The following is a 17,402-nucleotide window of genomic DNA, read 5'->3' on the forward strand; positions in this document are numbered from 1 at the left end:
TTTATTGTGCCTTAAGCGGCTTTCGAAGTATATCGTCAGTGTAACTTCAGGCGCGGTTTTACCACATGGTTCAGTTTATCCACCATCAACAACAGCAACATTTTCCACCAGCCATGTAGGGCTCTCTGGTGCATCCGGTATAAACTGGCGTAAGCCCAACGCGCCAGCGTGCCTTCAAGCGACATTGATAAACTTTTACTTTGCATCAGGTTGCCAACAGCAGAAAAACGACTTAACGAAACTAACGAGCCGCGATCTTTATACTTAAATGCTTTGGCTGACTTGCCTTTGTATTCACGAACAATATTGTCATACAAGCACTCTGCCATTTGATGCGCAGACTGTGCTCTGGGCGGCACCCAGCGCTCATCATCGATTTTGCAGCCCGCGCAGTCGCCTATGGCATAAATACTTTGATCAGATACCGACTGAAGGTACTCGTTAACTTCAATCTGATTATTTTTTCTAACAGTCAGGCCCCATTCCTTAACCACATCCGGCGCCCTGACTCCTGCCGCCCAAACCATTAGGTTTGCCTGAATCGGTTCGCCTTCCGACAGAACCAGTGTGTTTTCTTTAACCTCTGTCACTGGGTTATCCAGAATAACTTCGACGCCAAGCGACTTTAGTTTTTTCTCCACTGACTTCGACAGGCGTTCAGGCAAAGCAGGCAATAATCTTTTACCGGCTTCAATTAAACGTACTTCAAAATGCTTTTGGTCCAGATAAGACAAACCATAAATCGATAGCAACGAAACCGAGTGAATTAACTCCGCCGCCAATTCAACCCCAGTAGCGCCGCCGCCAACGATAGACAACGATAATTTCGTTTCCTTACCATCTTCAATTGACTGATTTACCCGTAAGAATTCATTTAGCAGGTGTTCGTGAAACTCATCTGCCTGGCGCAATGAATCCAGAAAATAACAGTGATCACCAACTCCGGGAGTTCCAAAGTCCGCGGTAACACTGCCTATCGCAAGAATTAATCTATCGTAGTGAATGCTTCGCGGCGCTAACACTTCATGACCCTGTTCATCTTTTATCGCCGCTAATTGAATCGACTTTTCATCTTTATCCACCGACTCTAAAGTGCCAACCAGAAACTGAAAGCCTTCGCGAGCGCTTTGCCCGCGATAATCCAGCTCAGCCAGGCGCGAATCTAACGCACCTGAAGCAACTTCGTGTAATAGCGGTTTCCATAAATGAGTGCTATTACGATCAATTAAGGTAATCTTTGCTTTCTTTTTACGACCCAGCTTTCTCCCCAGCATGGTCGCTAATTCCAGTCCACCTGCACCACCACCAACAATGACAATCCGTTCTTGCATTTGTGCCTCGCCTATCTGCAGATAATAAAAAAGCCACTGACGATGATAACGCCAGTGGCTTTAGATAACGACTGTTCAGTCGAAATTATTTCAGTATGACTTAGTCGATACTTGGGTCTGTCAATCCGCGACGTTCAAGCAGAGCTTCAACAGTCGGTTCCTGACCGCGCCAGTCTATGTACTGCTGCATTGGGTCTTTGCTGCTGCCCTGTGACAGAATTTCCTTACGGAAAGCCTGACCATTTTCAAGACTCAGACCACCGTTATTGCCCATGTGTTTGAACGCATCGGCCGCCAGCACTTCACTCCACATGTAAGCGTAGTAACCCGCTGAATAACCGCCGGCAAATACGTGAGCAAAATAAGTCGAACGATAGCGTGGTGGTACCGCTTCAACGGCTACACCGTTTTTCTCCAGTGCCTCTTGCTCAAATGCCGCAACGTCGTCAATCTCAGTTCCTGGCTCCACAGTGTGGTATTCAAGGTCAAGTAATGCAGCAGAGAGATACTCTAAGGTATCAAAGCCCTGGTTGAAGTTACGTGCATCCAGTACTTTTTGCAGCAGTTCGTCAGGTATCTGCTCACCGGTTTCGTAATGCTTCGCATACTTCGCGATAACTTTTTCGTTCAGTGTCCAGTCTTCCTGGAAAGTGGATGGAAACTCTACGTAGTCACGAGGTACTGAAGTACCAGCCTGAGACGGGTATTTAACGTCAGAGAACATACCATGCAAGGCATGTCCCATTTCGTGGAACATAGTTGATACTTCATCAAAGCTGATTAAGGTTGGTTCACCTTCCGGCGCTTTAGTGATGTTCATGTTGTTCAGGATAACCGGCTTCTGGTTCATCAGCTCAGACTGAGTACGGAATGAGCTCATCCAGGCACCGCCACGCTTGCTGTCGCGAGTAAAGTAATCGGCATAGAACAAGCCAATACTTGAGCCGTCAACGTCTTTTACTTCATACACAACCACTTCGTCATGATAAACCGGAATGTCGTTGCGCTCTTCAAAGGTGATACCAAACAATTGGTTCATTGCGTAGAAGACACCGTCTTCTAATACGCGGTTAAATTCGAAGTATTGTTTTACTTCGTCTGCGTCAATTGCGTATTTCTCTTCACGCACTTTCTCAGCGTAATAGAACCAGTCCCAAGGCTTCAATTCGAAATCTTCGCCTTCTGCTTCAATCATTGCCTGAATTTCTTGCGCTTCTTTCTCTACGTTGCTGACAACAGCCGGAACCAGGTCACGCAGCATTGACTGAGCAGCTTCTGGAGTACCCGCCATGTTATCGGCTAGTACGTAGTCACCCCAGCTGTCATAGCCTAATAGTTTTGCTTTATCGGCACGAAGCTTAGTTAAACGCTGAACCATAGGACGAGTATCAGTCGCGGTATTACCTGAGCCACGATTCGCTGAGGTTTCCCAGATTTTCTGACGTAATTCGCGATTTTCCAGATCGGTAAGAATTGACTGACGAGTGGTGTTTGTCAGAGTAATTGCATACTTGCCTTCCAAATCACGACTTTCTGCCGCACTTGCCAAAGAAGCAATCTGGCTGTCGCTTAATCCGGCCAACTCTTCTTTAGTATCTACGACAATAACGTTTTCCTGCGTCAACGCCATCAAGCTCTTCTGGAACTCAGTGGTTAAACTTGAAAGTTCCTTGTTGATATCTCTAATTTGCTGCTTTTGCTCATCGTTCAGTTCCGCACCAGCACGAACAAAGCCTTTATAAGTGTCTTCCAGCAAACGCTCAGATTCAGAGTCCAGTTCCAATGATTCACGGTTATCAAATAACTGCTTAACCCGCGCAAATAAGTCTGCGTTTAGCATGATATTGTCACGGTGCGACGCCATCTTAGGTGCTAACTTACCTTGTAAGTCACGAATTTCATCGCTGCTGTTAGAAGATGAAAGGTTATAAAATACTGAGCTTACGCGGCTAAGAATTTCTCCCGCTTTTTCCATCTCAACAATGGTGTTTTGGAACGTAGGATCTTCTGAGTTTGTCGCAATAGCCTCAATCTCGGCCATGTGCTCTTCCATACCACGCTCAAATGCAGGTTCAAAATGTTTGAACTCAATGGCATCAAAATTAGGAGCTTGATAAAGCAATGAGCTTGCCTCGAAGAAAGGGTTTGATGCTGTTGCTTGTTGACTGCTGTCAGCAGATGCAGCTTGGTTTTCAGTAGTTGATGAGTTATTTGCATCACTGCAAGCTCCCAACGATACTGCTGCGCCCACAGCTACAGCCAGTAAAGTTTTACGCATGGGTATCTCCCGTTGTCTTTGTTATGTCATTGTGATTTTGGTGACAATACTCTAGCCTCAGGAAAGCTTTGGCTCAAGAGTTAAACGGCAAAAAGCATGATCTGCAGGGTAAAAATGTGAAACAAACTGTGATCACGGAAATGCAGGCGTACTGTAATGGACAAAATGGGAAAGCAAAGCTATAAGACAGGGAGATTAAACAGAATAATGGCGGAGTGGACGGGACTCGAACCCGCGACCTCCGGCGTGACAGGCCGGCATTCTAACCAACTGAACTACCACTCCGCAAAATTCTTGGGGGCGTACTAAATGGCGGAGTGGACGGGACTCGAACCCGCGACCTCCGGCGTGACAGGCCGGCATTCTAACCAACTGAACTACCACTCCGCATTAGTACTACACGTTGAAGTCTCCCTCAACGCGGCGTGCATATTACGAGTGAGGGGCAAATGAGTCAACACTTTTTTTAAAGATTTTTGCCGACTGTCTGATTTATATTCAGATCTGCGCTTTTTTAACCACAAAGGTCATTTTTTACCACTTTTCTCTGCATTTACTGTTTCAGGATTAGCCGCTTCAGTGGATACTTTCTTTTGTCTGAATTTAAACCACCACAACGCAAACAAAGCCAGTCCAATCAAAACAAAATTTACGACAACAATGATGATAAGGTTCGTCATTGCCTGCTTTTCTTTTATTGCTCGTTCCTGGCGAGCCTGCTCCCGCTGTCGCTCTAATTCTCTTTGCTGCTGCTCAGCAAGTTCGGCTGCGGTAGGCTCAGGTGGTGGAGGCTCTTTTGCAATAAAGCTGAAGTCGTCAATTCTGGCCTCAAACTCCCTACCATCGGCAGTCGTCGCAAAAATATCCAAGTCGACTAAATGCTTACCAAAGGCCAGGTTTGCAATCTCAACATGGTGCGGAAACCCTTCGGTTTCGCTGACAGTGAATTTACGTACTTCACCATTAGGAAAAGCTGTTTCACCATTAATAACCAAACTGTTTGGGTCTATCCAGTTGTCATCCACTTCAATCTGCAACCGGTGATTCTCGTCGACAGATTCAGACTGGATAACTTCAAATTCAACAGGCAGGGGCTCAACTTCAAGCGGGCCAAACTCAAACACTCGTTGATACAGCGGTGTTGTCATTTCATAAGTCGCCATCCACTCACCGGGTTCAACACTCAGGTTAAAAAAGCCGGTAAAAACACCGTCACCAGCTTGCTCATCGTGTCCCCGTCCATTATCTTCAAATTGGGCAACCCGCGCTGGATTAGCACCAAAATTATCAAAATCCGGGTTATTCGTGCTGACAAAAAGCACATCTAATATGACCGTTTGGCGAAAACGTGCAGTTTCGACTATTTCATCGCCATTATAGAGCTTACCCTCAACTTTTAGCTCTTCATGCTGAAATAAAGGATTCGGCAACGGTTCGGCTTCAAAACGAATATCAGAAATTACCAATGCTTTATTATCTTCATCGATACGACCCGCAGCCTGCCATGGACCCGGCTGAGGTTCTTTAATTCGAATAATGTCAAAATTAGGATCGGTATACCACGTAACTTTATTTTCTGGGTAGCGTGAGTCATACCATTTACTGCCATCCGGTTTTATCAAAACCAGAGGTTTACTGCCCGGCTCCCGAAAAAACAGTAAGGTAATTTCCTCTACATTGTCGTCGATACGAAAGCGTTGGCCTTTAATTGGCAACTTATTGGTAATATCGCCCTCTATCAGGCTCATCGCCTGCTTTTCAACTTCCTCTTTAGAGTCAACATCACTAAAACTCTGTATCGCGAGTGCTTTTGAGCTAGTCGCCAGAACCAGTAATAAAGCTAAGAGTCTTGCCACAGACAGCGCCCACCTTCTTCTTTAACTCGCGCTAAACGCGCCTCATGTAATGCTTCTTCATCGGCCGTTGCGCGTAAAACCTTTAATGCCGGAGGGTTAGTCACTCGCTGGTGCTCAACTTTTTGCGAACCATCCTGATTATTTTTTCCGTGGCTAGCCAGGTTCAAATCTGTCTGACCGCCTGTCATCATTAAATAAACATCAGCCAGAATTTCAGCATCCAACAATGCGCCGTGCAGTTCACGAGACGAGTTATCAACACCAAAGGCACGGCACAAAGCATCCAAATTATTTTTTTGCCCTGGCCGCATTTCGCGCGCTAACTGCAAAGTATCCAGTACCGTACAGTAGTCATTCGTTAAGCCGACATTCTGTCTTATACGGCTGAACTCAGCGTCCATAAAACCCACATCAAAAGGTGCGTTGTGAATCACTAACTGCGAACCTTTAATGAACTCGATGAAATCGTGGACAACCTGAGCAAATACAGGCTTGTCTGTCAGAAAGTCGTTCGTTATTCCATGAACCTCAATGGCCTCCTGCTCAACCACCCGCTCAGGATTAATATAAACATGGAAATGATTACCGGTTAATTTGCGGTTAATAAGCTCCACACAGCCAATTTCGATAATTCGATGGCCCTTGGCAGGGTCAATACCGGTAGTTTCTGTATCTAATACGACCTGACGCATGCTGAAATCCTGATATACTCGCTGAAAACAATGGATATAGTAGCAAGTAACATGTCGAACTCAAAAACTGTTCATTTATATACCGACGGCTCTTGCCTGGGGAACCCCGGTCCAGGCGGTTATGGTGCCGTGCTGGAATATGGCAAACATCACAAAGAGCTAAGCCAGGGGTATCATCTAACAACCAATAATCGAATGGAGATGCTGGCTACTATTGAAGGTTTACGTGCTCTAAAACGTTCATGTCACGTTATTCTTACAACGGACAGTCAATATGTAAAACAAGGCATTGAACAATGGATGCAACGCTGGAAACAAAATGGTTGGCGTACGTCGGCACGTAAAGCGGTAAAAAATAAAGATCTTTGGCAACAACTGGATCAGGAAGTTAGTCGTCATAAGGTAGAGTGGAAATGGATTAAAGGCCACTCCGGACATAAACAAAATGAGCGTTGTGATGAACTGGCCCGCAACGCCGCAACGCGCGAGCCACTACTAGAAGATAAAGGGTTTGAAGGCGAGTAAATTACTCGCCGGCAACTACCGGCAGTTTTTTCTCCTGCCAGGCACTCATCCCTCCATCGACGCTATAAACGTCGTTGAATCCCATGCGCTGAAGACTTTCCGCAGCCAGAGCTGAACGCCCACCGGTGCGACAAATAAGATACAGAGGCTTCTCAGCAATGCGCTCAAGTGCATTATCATAACCTGCCACATCGGGGTGTTGATTCAATTGCATTTCCAGCACACCCCGGGGCATATTCACTGCTTCGCGAATATGACCCTGACCGTATTCCGCAGGTTCTCTCACGTCGATGACACGAGCGCCCTGCTCTATTGCCTTTTGTAAGTCATCGGTTGTTACTTCTTTTACATTAGATTTCGCTTTGCCACATAACTCTTGTGCTGTAATCATAAATTCAATACCTCTTTAATTGCGTTTAGATTTTGAAAACTGTTTTGTCGTCATTGCCGCTGCCGTTTGTCTTCCATTTACGGCAAGCTGTTTGCGCTGAACCGAGGGTTTCAATCGAGTTATTAAAGTTTGTTTCCTGGCCACAATAAAGTAAGCGGCGCGCATTCCCGGTATCACTTCGCTCAGCTTTGTTGACCAGTCGCTTCCTCTGTGTTCGCTGTGGTGTAAAAAGTGTGAAACATAAAATTCAGACTCAAGCACCTCAAACCCTAAAACTTCCAGCCAGTCTTTTACTCTTATCAACGTAAAATATCGCCCACACCAGGGAAAGCTCTTTTTATGACGAACAAAGAATCCACTCGCTACTGCCGGGCTATATGGGTTAAAGCCCGTCAACACCAGCACACCGTCATCGTCCAGAACTCGAGTAACCTCTCTTAATAGCTTGTGTGGGTTTTGGCAAAATTCAAGGACAAAAGGAGCAATGAGGTTATCCACACTGTCTTCTTTTAGCGCCATGTCAGTCAGCTCACTGCGCACCGCCACCTTTCCTGCGGCACCTAAAGTCAGCCAGTCTGCGTTACCTCTAAAGCACTCATTGAGTCCCGGCCCCAATGAGCTAATTGCCACCGTCTTTCCTGGTTTCAACCTGCGTTGATGAGACCGGATAAGCTCAGCCGTTTGCTCCACCATGTACTGCCCACAAGCCATTTGCTGCCAATCTTCCGGAGCTGCTAAATCAATTTTTGAGTACGCTGGTTTAATTAACACGGCTAATTCCTGTATTATGAACTTATCTTCAACTTACTCGCTGGGTTTCTCATCCTAGCGTTATAGGGGTTAACATGCGAGTTCATGCAATTGAAGCTTTTGATGACAATTATATATGGGCAATTGAAACCAGTAATAATGACACGGTTATTATTGTAGACCCTGGAGAAGCTAAACCCGTTCAACAATGGCTGAAACAAAACAATAAAAGTATTGATTCTATCCTGGTCACTCACCACCATTACGATCACACAGGTGGTATTGCTGAATTGGTCCAGGAAACTCCATGTCAGGTCATTGGCCCGAATAACCCTGAAATAAAAACCTTAACAAAAACGGTCAGCGAGGGTGACACAGTAACGGTTGGCGGCACTTCATGGCAGGTTTTTAGTACGCCGGGACATACTTTAGATCACATTAGTTTTTATACTCCAGGTTTCCTATTCTGCGGTGACACGCTATTTTCTGGCGGATGTGGCCGAATGTTCGAGGGCACACCAGAACAGTTTACCCATTCTCTTTTAAAGCTACGCAAGCTTCCGGGTGAAACCCGAGTATTCTGTGCGCATGAGTACACCCAGGCAAACCTCTCATTTGCATTAAAAGTTGAACCAAACAACGCTGTACTGCAAAGTTATGCCGAAAAGGTCAAAATGCTGCGTGAACAAGACCAAATTACTCTACCGAGTACGTTACAGCTGGAGTTAGCCATTAATCCCTTTCTTCGTTTTGATCAAAAAAGTGTTATTGCAGCAGCCAGTGAACATGCCGGAAGTGTAAAAAACACTCCTGAGGACGTTTTTTACACAATTAGACAGTGGAAAGATAACGCGTGATTCTTTAAACTCCTCAAGATTTTAATAATTATCGGAAGTAAATTACGCATGACAAACAGCAAACGAAAGAACACATGGTTTAAGTACTGTATGGTAGCCAGTGGCCTGGCATTAGGTGGCTGCCAAAACACGATGCTGTTTAGCGACAACGACCCGATAGAAACCAACCAGCCATCTGAGCTCAAATTAACACCCATTCCTGAAGAAGCGATTAGCCAGCCCGCTGAAGAAGAAGTTGCTGCGACCAAACCTGTCGAGCTGACACCTCAGGAGCAGGACGACCTATGGGTAAGAATTCGGCAGCAGCTTCATTTTAAGGTACCGGATGTACCCAGAGTACAAAGCCAGCGCAACTGGTATGCGAGTCACCCCGAATATTTGGACCGCGTAGCTAAGCGAGCCGAGCCTTACCTTCACTTAATTGTTGAAGAGCTGGAAAAGCGCGACATGCCGGTTGACCTGGCCTTATTGCCGATAGTAGAAAGTGCCTTCGACCCATTCGCCTACTCCCACGGCAGTGCTTCGGGTGTTTGGCAATTTATTCCAGGTACAGCGCGCCAATATGGGTTAGACATCAACTGGTGGTATGACGGTCGCCGTGACGTTTTCGCAGCAACTCATGCCGCGTTAGACTATTTACAAGCGTTACACCGTTACTTTGACGGCAATTGGATGCATGCCCTTGCAGCCTACAATTCGGGTGAAGGCCGTGTTGCCGCCGCTATTCGAAAAAATGAACGATTAAACAAACCAACTGACTTCTGGAACTTGTCTCTGCCGCGCGAGACAAGAGCTTACGTACCCAAGTTGCTTGCGTTATCAGAAATACTCGCCAACAGTGAAGAGTATGGTATCACGTGGTACCCCATTGAAAACCAGCCAAAACTGGAAGTGGTTGAGACTCCGGCGCAAATTGATTTAGCTTTAGCTGCCGACATGGCTGATATGCCGCTGGATTCCCTGCACCAATACAACTCAGGTTATAACCGTTGGGCAACGGCACCAAACGGCCCTCATCGTTTACTTCTTCCTCACCAGAATGCGGGAAAGTTTAAACAGGCATTAAGTGAAACTGAGCCTAAAGACTGGCTGAGCTGGACGCGCCATGAGGTTAAATCCGGTGAAAGCCTGTTAACCATTTCCAGTAAATACAATACATCGGTCGACGTCATTCAACAGGTGAATGATATCAGTAGTCATATCATCCGTGCTGGTGAACATCTGTTAGTGCCTGTTGCAACCCTGAATATCGACAACTATAAACTATCTAAGGATCAACGACGTGAAGACCGTCAAGACCAAAAACGTCAGGGTAAACGTCTAGAGCACGTTGTTCAGTCGGGTGATACACTATGGGATCTTAGCCGTGCTTACAGCGTTAATTTACGAGATTTAGCACGTTGGAATTCTATGGCTCCTGGTGATTATTTAAGACCAGGGCAAGAATTGGTGGTTTGGACGGAAGCTGAACCCTCTTCGGCAGTACAAAGCGGTATCAACAGCATTATGCGTAATATCCGATACCGTGTACGCACCGGTGACTCACTGGCCAGGATTGCTGATAAATTTAATGTCACCATTCGTCAAATAGAGCAATGGAATAATATTCAGCGCAATCGTTATCTACAGCCAGGGCAAATGCTTAAGTTAAAAGTAAATGTCACTGAGGTGAGTAGTTGAGGCAACCTATGAATAACTTAAAATTTGTTTTTGTCGTTATAGCATTACTTTTTAGTGCACAAACTTTAGCTGACTGGAAAGCAGAGGGAAGCGGGAAAGTCATTTACCCTTCGGGTCGTACTGAGCCTTTAAATTTTGGTTTCGAATATAAAAAGGTTTATGACACCATTATTTTCACCGCAGGAAAATCTCAGATGCGGACCTCAGAAATGCCGCCGAACTATATTCTCAACCTGTTCGTTAATAAGCAGGGGCAAGTTTATGTAGCTGAATTTGCTAACGGCTTCTTCAAAGGTTTTGAATTAAATATTGGTGAGCATAAAATCAGTGTGAATCACCGTCAGGAATTTGATGAAGAGGAACCTCTTCGGCATCTGCGCGTACAAATTAATGACCGTAGTTTCTTGCTGGATACAACACACCCTACGATCAAATTTGAATTCGACGAAGAAAAAGGCATTATTGATATCAATGGCTCAGGCCTGTTAAAAGACCTGAGCTCCCGCGGGCGCTAGTCTTTTAATAACTGATGCAATGCATCTTCGTCAAGTATTGAAAGCCCAAGGGACTGGGCTTTAGTCAATTTCGAACCAGCATTCTCTCCGGCAACCAAAGCCGTTGTCTTTTTAGAAACACTGGAAGCGACTTTTGCTCCCAGCGCTTCAAGCGCCGACTTTGCTTCATCCCGAGTCATCGTCGACAAAGTACCGGTAATAACATAAGTATTACCCGCCAGGCGATCACTTTGAACAGAGCTGGCGTCTTCGCCTTCCGGCCAGGAAATAAACTCCCTTAGTTCCGCCACAACCTGCTGATTATGAGATTCATGAAAGAAAGACACAATGTGGTGCGCTACAACAGCCCCTACATCCGGGACTTCCTGTAACTGCTCACTATTAGCTGCAACGAGCGCATCCAGGTTTTTAAAGTGATTTGCCAGCGCGTTGGCCGTCGCTTCACCCACTTCCCTAATACCTAATGAATAAATAAAACGGGCTAACGTTGTTTCTTGTGTTGCTTTAATCGCATTTCGAAGATTTTCAGCAGATTTACTGCCCATTCGGGGTAAAGTTGCCAACTCGGCTCTTGATAAACGATAAAGATCCGCAGGTGACTTTATCCAGTCTCTTTCAACCAGTTGCTCTACAATTTTATCGCCTAACCCGTCGATATCCATGGCTTTGCGAGAAGCAAAATGCTTAATCGCTTCTTTGCGCTGGGCCGCGCAATACAAGCCTCCCGTACACCGGGCTACAGCCTCACCTTCGACTCGCTCAATATCTGACTGACAAATCGGACAGAACAGAGGAAACTCAATAGCTTCGGTTTTTTCAGGACGTTTATCTTTTACCACACTCACAACTTGCGGAATCACGTCTCCGGCGCGACGAATACTCACACAGTCACCAATTCGCACACCTAAACGCTCAATTTCATCAGCATTGTGCAAGGTTGCATTCGATACCGTTACTCCTCCGACATTAACCGGCTCTAAGCGTGCTACAGGCGTAATAGCGCCTGTTCTGCCAACCTGGAAGTCGACTCCGGTAATCGTCGTCAGCTGTTCCTGCGCAGGAAACTTACGAGCAATAGCCCAGCGCGGAGCCCGGGCTACAAAGCCCAAATCTTGTTGCAAACGAACAGAGTCGACTTTAAAAACGACACCATCGATATCGTAGTTCAGAGAGTCTCGACGCGCTAAAATAGATTCATAGTAGTCATCACAGCCCTGCACTGAATCAACGGTTTTAATTTCAATGTTGACCGGCAGCCCCCAGTCTTTCAGTTGCTGTAAACGCACATAATGACTATCAGGTAATTGAGTGGTTTCCGAAATTAACCCCAGACTGTAAGCATAGAAATGCAACGGCCGCTTAGCCGTAATTTTAGAATCTAACTGTCGCAAACTGCCTGCTGCTGCATTACGCGGGTTAGCAAACACCTTTTCATCGCGCAAACGAGCTTGTTCATTGAAGCGTTCGAAAGCACCTAGCGGCATCACTACCTCACCGCGCACTTCGAGCCGTTCGGGAACATCGCCGGAAAGCTTTAGTGGCACATTACGAATGGTTTTCACATTTTCTGTAATGTCTTCGCCGCTTTGACCGTCGCCACGTGTTGCCCCTCGTACTAATAGCCCATTTTCATAAAGGAGACTAACTGCAGCACCATCGAGTTTAGGCTCACAACAAAAAGTCACTGTTTGATTAGTATCTAAGCGCTGCTCAACTCTTTTACTGAACGCTTCAAACTCTTCAACAGAAAAGGCGTTATCCAGTGATAACATAGGGACTTCATGCTGAACTGTTTTGAACTGACCGAGCGGCTTCCCGCCAACTTTCACCGTGGGCGACGAAGCATTTTTTAAATCGGGATGCTCAGTTTCTAATGCCTTTAGCTCATGAAATAAACGGTCATACTCAGCATCAGGTACGCTTGGTTCGTCGTTTTCGTAGTATTCTTTATTGTAACGATTAAGTAACTCTTCCAGCTCTTGCATACGCTGGGAAACAGACTGATTCATAATGACCTGTAGTTAAGCTGAATGTTTACGTTCAAACTCACGAATACGTTGGCGAGCTTCGTGAATCGACTGGCGGGTCAATAACTGGCGCTGCCCATCCAAAACCTGTCCTTGCGGAATTTCGGTGGCGAGCTTCTTAGCCGCATTAAGCATCATATTAAAGGCTTGCTGGCCGTCAAACTTCATGGGTAATGCCATGAAAAAGGCAACACCTTCAGTTTCGAAGTTTTCCATATTATCCAGATCAAAAGTTCCCGGGTTGAACATATTCGCCACACTGAAAATCATCGGTCCCGTACCGGCCGTATTTTCATAGCGATGGAAGATACCCAGATCGCCGAACTTACAGCCCAGCTCAGTCATCATTTGCAATAAGACAGCGCCTTGTACCGGCCCCTTAACATGCAAGGCAATAACTTCTTCCGGAACCGCCTCAAAATCTTCAGAGTTTTTCTGATTATCTTCCTCTAACGTTTCGTACTGCTCGACTTCCTCGTCATGTTCGTCGTTATCGTCGAATTTAAGCTCCGTTTGCTCAACGTCAACTTGCTCTTCATTACTGACACGCATAGAGGGTAGTGACTCGGAAAGCTCGTCATCACGATCTAAATCCATCGACATTTGTTCAATATGCTCGTTGTCGTCCTCTTTCTCTGAGGTCGAAGAGCTTAGTTCAGGCGCAACAGACTCTTTCGCTTCTGCCGCTTCTTCCGCCTTATGTTTAACGACACGTACTTCGCCTATACCGTCGTCATCAAAAGCTGACGACTGTTGTTGCCTATTTTCAGCGACGCGTTGTTCACGTTGACGCTGTTGCGCATTGCCTTTACGTATTTTCCAGACGCCATGTGCAACAATGCCGGCTATTGCCAGAATCCCAAGAATACTAAGGGTAATTTGTAAACTGCCCATTTTCGCTCCATAAAGCCTGTTTTAACCAGCGTCTGTCATCGCCACAGCCTGTTCCACATCAACGGCTACTAACCGCGAGACACCCGCTTCTTGCATGGTGACCCCGGCCAGGTGAGTTGCCATTTCCATAGCCACCTTGTTGTGACTAATATAAATAAATTGTACCGATTCCGACATTTCACTGACCAGGCGACAAAAACGACCCACATTGGCGTCATCTAGCGGTGCATCAACCTCATCTAGCAAGCAAAAGGGTGCCGGATTCAAGCGAAATATCGCGAACACCAATGATAATGCGGTCAGCGCCTTTTCTCCACCGCTCAGCAAATGAATTGTACTGTTTTTCTTACCCGGTGGCCGTGCCATGATAGTAACGCCTGTTTCCAGTAAGTCATCATCGGTAAGTTCCAGCGTAGCACTACCACCACCAAAAACTTTAGGAAACAAAATTTGTAAATCATGGTTTATTGCATCAAAGGTTGTTTTAAACCGGTGACGCGTTTCTTTGTCAATCTTACGGATAGCAGCTTCCAGAGTATCTAACGCCGATGATAGATCATCCACCTGCTGGTCGAGATACTGTTTACGTTCTCTTTGCGCTTCGGCTTCATCAATTGCCGCTAAGTTTATCGCACCGAGTCGTTTTATCTTACTCTGTATTGATTCCAGATCTTGTTGCCACTGCTTTTCGTCAGCTTCAGAGGACAGCTCTTCCAATATACTTTTCAAAGTAAGACCTGTCTCAGCCAGAGTTTCAAGCACGGCCTGACTGCGTTCCTGAAGCTTAACCTGCTCAATTTCAGTGGTTTGCATCGCCTCTTTGGCCTGACCTATTTTGCTTTGAATTGCACTCTGTCCCTGAGTTATTTGTTGCAAGTCATGTTCTAACCGCGACAATTGCTGGCGTTGCTCCTGCAATTGTTCCGCAACTTCACCGCGCTCATCCAGTAACTCCGTCAACCGCTCATCGAGTGCATCTTGATTCTCATCTGTGTCTGCAGCCTGTTGCTCACTGCGTTCCTGCAGAAGTTGCTGGTAGCGTTGTTCACTGCGTTGCAGTAACTTCTGCAACTGCGCGGCCTGAGCCTGTAAATTCTGCTGTTGCAGTGTCATCTGTTGCTGTTGACTGCGCAGTTGCTGCAACTGTTCATCTTCGGCACGAACTTTAGATTCCAATTGTGCGCCAAAGTCTTCATCAACCTGCTCAGTTTGTTCCAGCATCGATTCAAACTCTTCCAGCTGCATTTCAATTTGCTGTTGCTGCTCTGCCGAACTTTCAGCATGCAGTTGTTGCTCTTGCTGCTTATCTTGCACGTTCGCTAATTGCTGCTGTATTTGCTCAGCCTGCTGCATATTCCACTGCAATCGCTCTTCGACTTTACCCTGCTGATTACGAGTCTGCTGAACCTGCTCCTGAACCTGCTCCAGTTGCTCTTGTGCCTGCTCAACCTTCGTCTGAGTCTGTTCCAGCTGCGCTTCACTTTCAGACAATCTGGCTGCCAGCGACTCCAATTGTTCGAGTAACTTCTGACGCTGTGTCTGCAGGTGAAGGACACTATTATCCTCGTCAACACGAGCTGCAATAAAGCCGTCCTGCCAATACCAGTTACCGGCTTTCGACACGGCAAAACTGGCCTCACTCTGTTGCAACTGCTGTCTCGCACTTGCTTCCTGTTCAATTGCCAGGCACTGCTGCAACGGCGCCCAATAACGTAATGGACCTTTGACTTTATTAGCCAGCGACCAGCTCTCGGGCTCTTGTGCGCTTGCAGGCCAAATCAACTTTACACCGGAAACTGCTTGTGTGTCTTCCGGAGCTTGCTCCAGAACCACGGCATCCAACCAGTCATAAGCCAGCTGTTCAACCGCCATTTCCCAGCCACTTTCAGCCTGCAGTAATTCCCTGACCTTCAAGTTGTCTGGATACTTCTCCTGTATCCATCTTTCACTGCGGCTGTCGTTATTTTGCTTCCCTTCCAGCAATTGCTCAATGGCGGTTAACTGAGCCTGAGCTTTATCTTGTTGCTGTTGAGTCTGTCGATGTTGTTCCTGTTGTTCTTTAAGAGCTTGCTGAAGTTTCTGCAGTTGGTCTTTACTGTGCTGATACCGAGTTTCTCCCTGCTCCAGCTGACCCTTTAACTCAACCAGAGCCTGTTCGTTCTCGTCGACAGATAATGCTTGTTCCTGTTGCTGCAACTCTTGTTGCTGGCTGTGAAGTTGCTCGACTTGTTGCAACGCATATTGCTGGCTTTGTTTGAGCTCTTGCAGCTTCAGTTGCGCCTGCTGTCGCTGTTTTTCAACATCGCGTTGCTGTTGTTGGTGTTGTCTTTGTTGTTGCTGCCACTGCCGCCATTGCTCATTAGCTTGTTGAGACTGTTCTGATACTCTTTCGAGCTGTTCCTCAACCTGCTCCAGCTGAGGCTCCAGCATCAGTTGCTGCTCTTCCAGTTGTTCTCTTTGCAGGCGATCATCCGCCAGTTGCTCGTTAAGCTGCTCTATTTCTTCATTTAACTGCTGCTGCCGCTGGCTGCGCTGCTCTTTTAACTCTTGCTGATGTTTCAGTGTTTGTTCAATACGGGTTATTTCATTACCCACCGAGAACATCTTTTCCTGCGACTGCTCAACCTTATCGCGCGCTTCTTCTGCCTGCTCTTTCAGCTCAATGGCACCCAGCTCATCACCACTTTGCTGTGCCTGCCAGCGTTCAAGCTCCGTTTGCTGCTCTGCGTACTGCGCCTGCAACTGCTGTCGTTGATTATCCAATTTCAGCCAGCGCAGGGCCTGCAGTTCACCTTTAAATCTACGCTCACTGGCTTTCAGTTCTTTATAACGAATGGCAGCAGCTGCCTGACGCTCAAGCTTCTCGAGCTGTTGACCGAGCTCTTCGCGAACGTCACTCAGGCGTTCAAGGTTCTCGCGTGTATGCAGCATCCGGTTTTCGGTTTCTTTACGACGTTCCTTGTATTTTGAAATGCCTGCGGCTTCTTCAATAAACACCCGCAGTTCCTGCGGACGTGATTCAATCAGGCGGGAAATCATGCCTTGTTCAATAATGGCGTAACTTCGCGGACCCAGTCCGGTTCCCAGAAATAGGTCGGTAATATCACGGCGTCGGCAACGGCTGCCGTTCAAAAAATAGTTCGACTGGCCGTCTCGGGTCACCAGACGCTTAACTGAAATTTCATTGAATGCCGCGTACTCACCCTGAATACGTCCCGAACTGTTATCAAATACCAGCTCAACACTGGCCTGAGAAACCGGCTTACGGGCACTGGAGCCATTAAAAATCACATCGCTCATGGCATCGCCACGCAGGTTTTTGGCTGAACTTTCACCCAGCACCCAGCGCACGGCATCAATCACATTGGATTTGCCACAGCCGTTCGGACCGACGACGCAGGTCATTTGGTCAGGGAAAGGAACTTTGGTTGGATCCACAAAAGATTTAAAACCAACCAGTTTGATGTGTTTTAGGCGCATTCAGTTGTTTTTATTCGTTATTAACACGACAGTTTATTATCACAAGACTCTAGCAGATCCGGTAGCCATTTGTAACAATTTAGCCCTCACATTGCCACTGTATTGCCTTATTATAATAAGCAAATT

Annotated in this window: 13 protein-coding genes and 2 tRNA genes; 4 read left to right on the plus strand and 11 right to left on the minus strand. The window is 46.5% G+C overall.

All coding sequences use genetic code 11. From position 1 onward, the window contains the following. Positions 1 to 35 precede the first annotated feature (35 nt). The 6 genes from K5X84_RS07860 to dnaQ all read right to left on the minus strand — a co-directional run bounded on the left by K5X84_RS07860 (position 36) and on the right by dnaQ (position 6,157). The gene (locus K5X84_RS07860) at positions 36 to 1,331 is read right to left on the minus strand and encodes an NAD(P)/FAD-dependent oxidoreductase (RefSeq protein WP_199494177.1); all 1,296 of its coding nucleotides are present in this window, start codon (positions 1,329 to 1,331) and stop codon (positions 36 to 38) included. Between the two features lie 100 nt (positions 1,332 to 1,431). After that, the gene (locus K5X84_RS07865) at positions 1,432 to 3,609 is read right to left on the minus strand and encodes a M3 family metallopeptidase (protein ID WP_222235516.1); all 2,178 of its coding nucleotides are present in this window, start codon (positions 3,607 to 3,609) and stop codon (positions 1,432 to 1,434) included. A 208-nt stretch (positions 3,610 to 3,817) separates the two neighbouring features. Then, positions 3,818 to 3,894: transfer RNA gene (locus K5X84_RS07870), tRNA-Asp, on the minus strand. 25 nt (positions 3,895 to 3,919) lie between these two features. Next, positions 3,920 to 3,996 (minus strand) — tRNA-Asp (locus K5X84_RS07875). Positions 3,997 to 4,136: 140 nt separating this feature from the next. Next, positions 4,137 to 5,465, minus strand: a complete 1,329-nt coding sequence (locus K5X84_RS07880) for a TIGR03503 family protein (RefSeq protein ID WP_222235517.1) — start codon at positions 5,463 to 5,465, stop codon at positions 4,137 to 4,139. Further along, complete coding sequence (dnaQ, locus tag K5X84_RS07885) at positions 5,450 to 6,157, minus strand: DNA polymerase III subunit epsilon (protein WP_222235518.1); 708 nt, start codon at positions 6,155 to 6,157, stop codon at positions 5,450 to 5,452. Before dnaQ ends, K5X84_RS07880 begins: the two co-directional genes overlap by 16 nt. Before the next feature lie 51 nt (positions 6,158 to 6,208). On the opposite strand from dnaQ, the gene rnhA reads away from it, so the two are divergent. Continuing rightward, positions 6,209 to 6,682 carry a ribonuclease HI gene (rnhA, locus tag K5X84_RS07890; protein WP_222235519.1) on the plus strand — a complete coding sequence of 158 codons (474 nt, stop codon included), beginning with the start codon at positions 6,209 to 6,211 and terminating at the stop codon, positions 6,680 to 6,682. Position 6,683: 1 nt separating this feature from the next. Here rnhA and K5X84_RS07895 read toward each other — a convergent pair whose 3' ends face one another. Continuing rightward, positions 6,684 to 7,073, minus strand: a complete 390-nt coding sequence (locus tag K5X84_RS07895) for a rhodanese-like domain-containing protein (RefSeq protein WP_054488326.1) — start codon at positions 7,071 to 7,073, stop codon at positions 6,684 to 6,686. Positions 7,074 to 7,088: 15 nt separating this feature from the next. Next, positions 7,089 to 7,844 (minus strand): methyltransferase domain-containing protein, encoded by a 756-nt coding sequence (locus K5X84_RS07900; protein WP_222235520.1) that lies wholly within the window; start codon positions 7,842 to 7,844, stop codon positions 7,089 to 7,091. 74 nt (positions 7,845 to 7,918) lie between these two features. Between K5X84_RS07900 and gloB the strand changes: the two genes are divergently transcribed. The 3 genes from gloB to K5X84_RS07915 are packed head-to-tail and all read left to right on the plus strand — an operon-like array spanning position 7,919 to position 10,875. Further along, on the plus strand, positions 7,919 to 8,680 hold the full coding sequence (gene gloB / locus K5X84_RS07905; RefSeq protein WP_222235521.1) for a hydroxyacylglutathione hydrolase: 762 nt from the start codon (positions 7,919 to 7,921) through the stop codon (positions 8,678 to 8,680). Between the two features lie 48 nt (positions 8,681 to 8,728). Beyond that, positions 8,729 to 10,360 (plus strand): lytic transglycosylase, encoded by a 1,632-nt coding sequence (locus K5X84_RS07910; RefSeq protein WP_222235522.1) that lies wholly within the window; start codon positions 8,729 to 8,731, stop codon positions 10,358 to 10,360. Positions 10,361 to 10,368: 8 nt separating this feature from the next. Beyond that, on the plus strand, positions 10,369 to 10,875 hold the full coding sequence (locus K5X84_RS07915) for a hypothetical protein (RefSeq protein WP_222235523.1): 507 nt from the start codon (positions 10,369 to 10,371) through the stop codon (positions 10,873 to 10,875). On the opposite strand, the gene ligA is transcribed toward K5X84_RS07915, so the two are convergent. Genes ligA through smc form a run of 3 tightly spaced genes read right to left on the minus strand, consistent with a single transcriptional unit; the run spans position 10,872 to position 17,276 of the window. Continuing rightward, complete coding sequence (gene ligA, locus K5X84_RS07920; protein WP_222235524.1) at positions 10,872 to 12,884, minus strand: NAD-dependent DNA ligase LigA; 2,013 nt, start codon at positions 12,882 to 12,884, stop codon at positions 10,872 to 10,874. The two genes, K5X84_RS07915 and ligA, sit on opposite strands and share 4 nt — an antisense overlap. 12 nt (positions 12,885 to 12,896) lie before the next feature. Continuing rightward, entirely contained in the window at positions 12,897 to 13,796 is a 900-nt protein-coding gene (zipA, locus tag K5X84_RS07925) for a cell division protein ZipA (protein ID WP_222235525.1), read from the minus strand. Between the two features lie 21 nt (positions 13,797 to 13,817). Next, positions 13,818 to 17,276, minus strand: coding sequence for a chromosome segregation protein SMC (gene smc / locus K5X84_RS07930; RefSeq protein ID WP_222235526.1), 3,459 nt, complete (start codon positions 17,274 to 17,276; stop codon positions 13,818 to 13,820). Positions 17,277 to 17,402: the final 126 nt, after the last annotated feature.

This window comes from Idiomarina abyssalis (assembly GCF_019797805.1).
In the GTDB taxonomy this organism is placed as follows: Bacteria; Pseudomonadota; Gammaproteobacteria; order Enterobacterales; family Alteromonadaceae; genus Idiomarina; species Idiomarina abyssalis.

What these genes read in the sequence shown, in the direction of transcription:
- gloB (WP_222235521.1), top strand. Translation starts at nt 7,919, where the DNA reads ATGCGAGTTCATGCAATTGAAGCTTTTGATGACAATTATATATGGGCA.
- dnaQ (WP_222235518.1), bottom strand. Translation starts at nt 6,157, where the DNA reads ATGCGTCAGGTCGTATTAGATACAGAAACTACCGGTATTGACCCTGCC.
- K5X84_RS07895 (WP_054488326.1), bottom strand. Translation starts at nt 7,073, where the DNA reads ATGATTACAGCACAAGAGTTATGTGGCAAAGCGAAATCTAATGTAAAA.
- K5X84_RS07910 (WP_222235522.1), top strand. Translation starts at nt 8,729, where the DNA reads ATGACAAACAGCAAACGAAAGAACACATGGTTTAAGTACTGTATGGTA.
- K5X84_RS07860 (WP_199494177.1), bottom strand. Translation starts at nt 1,331, where the DNA reads ATGCAAGAACGGATTGTCATTGTTGGTGGTGGTGCAGGTGGACTGGAA.
- K5X84_RS07865 (WP_222235516.1), bottom strand. Translation starts at nt 3,609, where the DNA reads ATGCGTAAAACTTTACTGGCTGTAGCTGTGGGCGCAGCAGTATCGTTG.
- ligA (WP_222235524.1), bottom strand. Translation starts at nt 12,884, where the DNA reads ATGAATCAGTCTGTTTCCCAGCGTATGCAAGAGCTGGAAGAGTTACTT.
- zipA (WP_222235525.1), bottom strand. Translation starts at nt 13,796, where the DNA reads ATGGGCAGTTTACAAATTACCCTTAGTATTCTTGGGATTCTGGCAATA.
- rnhA (WP_222235519.1), top strand. Translation starts at nt 6,209, where the DNA reads ATGTCGAACTCAAAAACTGTTCATTTATATACCGACGGCTCTTGCCTG.
- K5X84_RS07915 (WP_222235523.1), top strand. Translation starts at nt 10,369, where the DNA reads ATGAATAACTTAAAATTTGTTTTTGTCGTTATAGCATTACTTTTTAGT.
- smc (WP_222235526.1), bottom strand. Translation starts at nt 17,276, where the DNA reads ATGCGCCTAAAACACATCAAACTGGTTGGTTTTAAATCTTTTGTGGAT.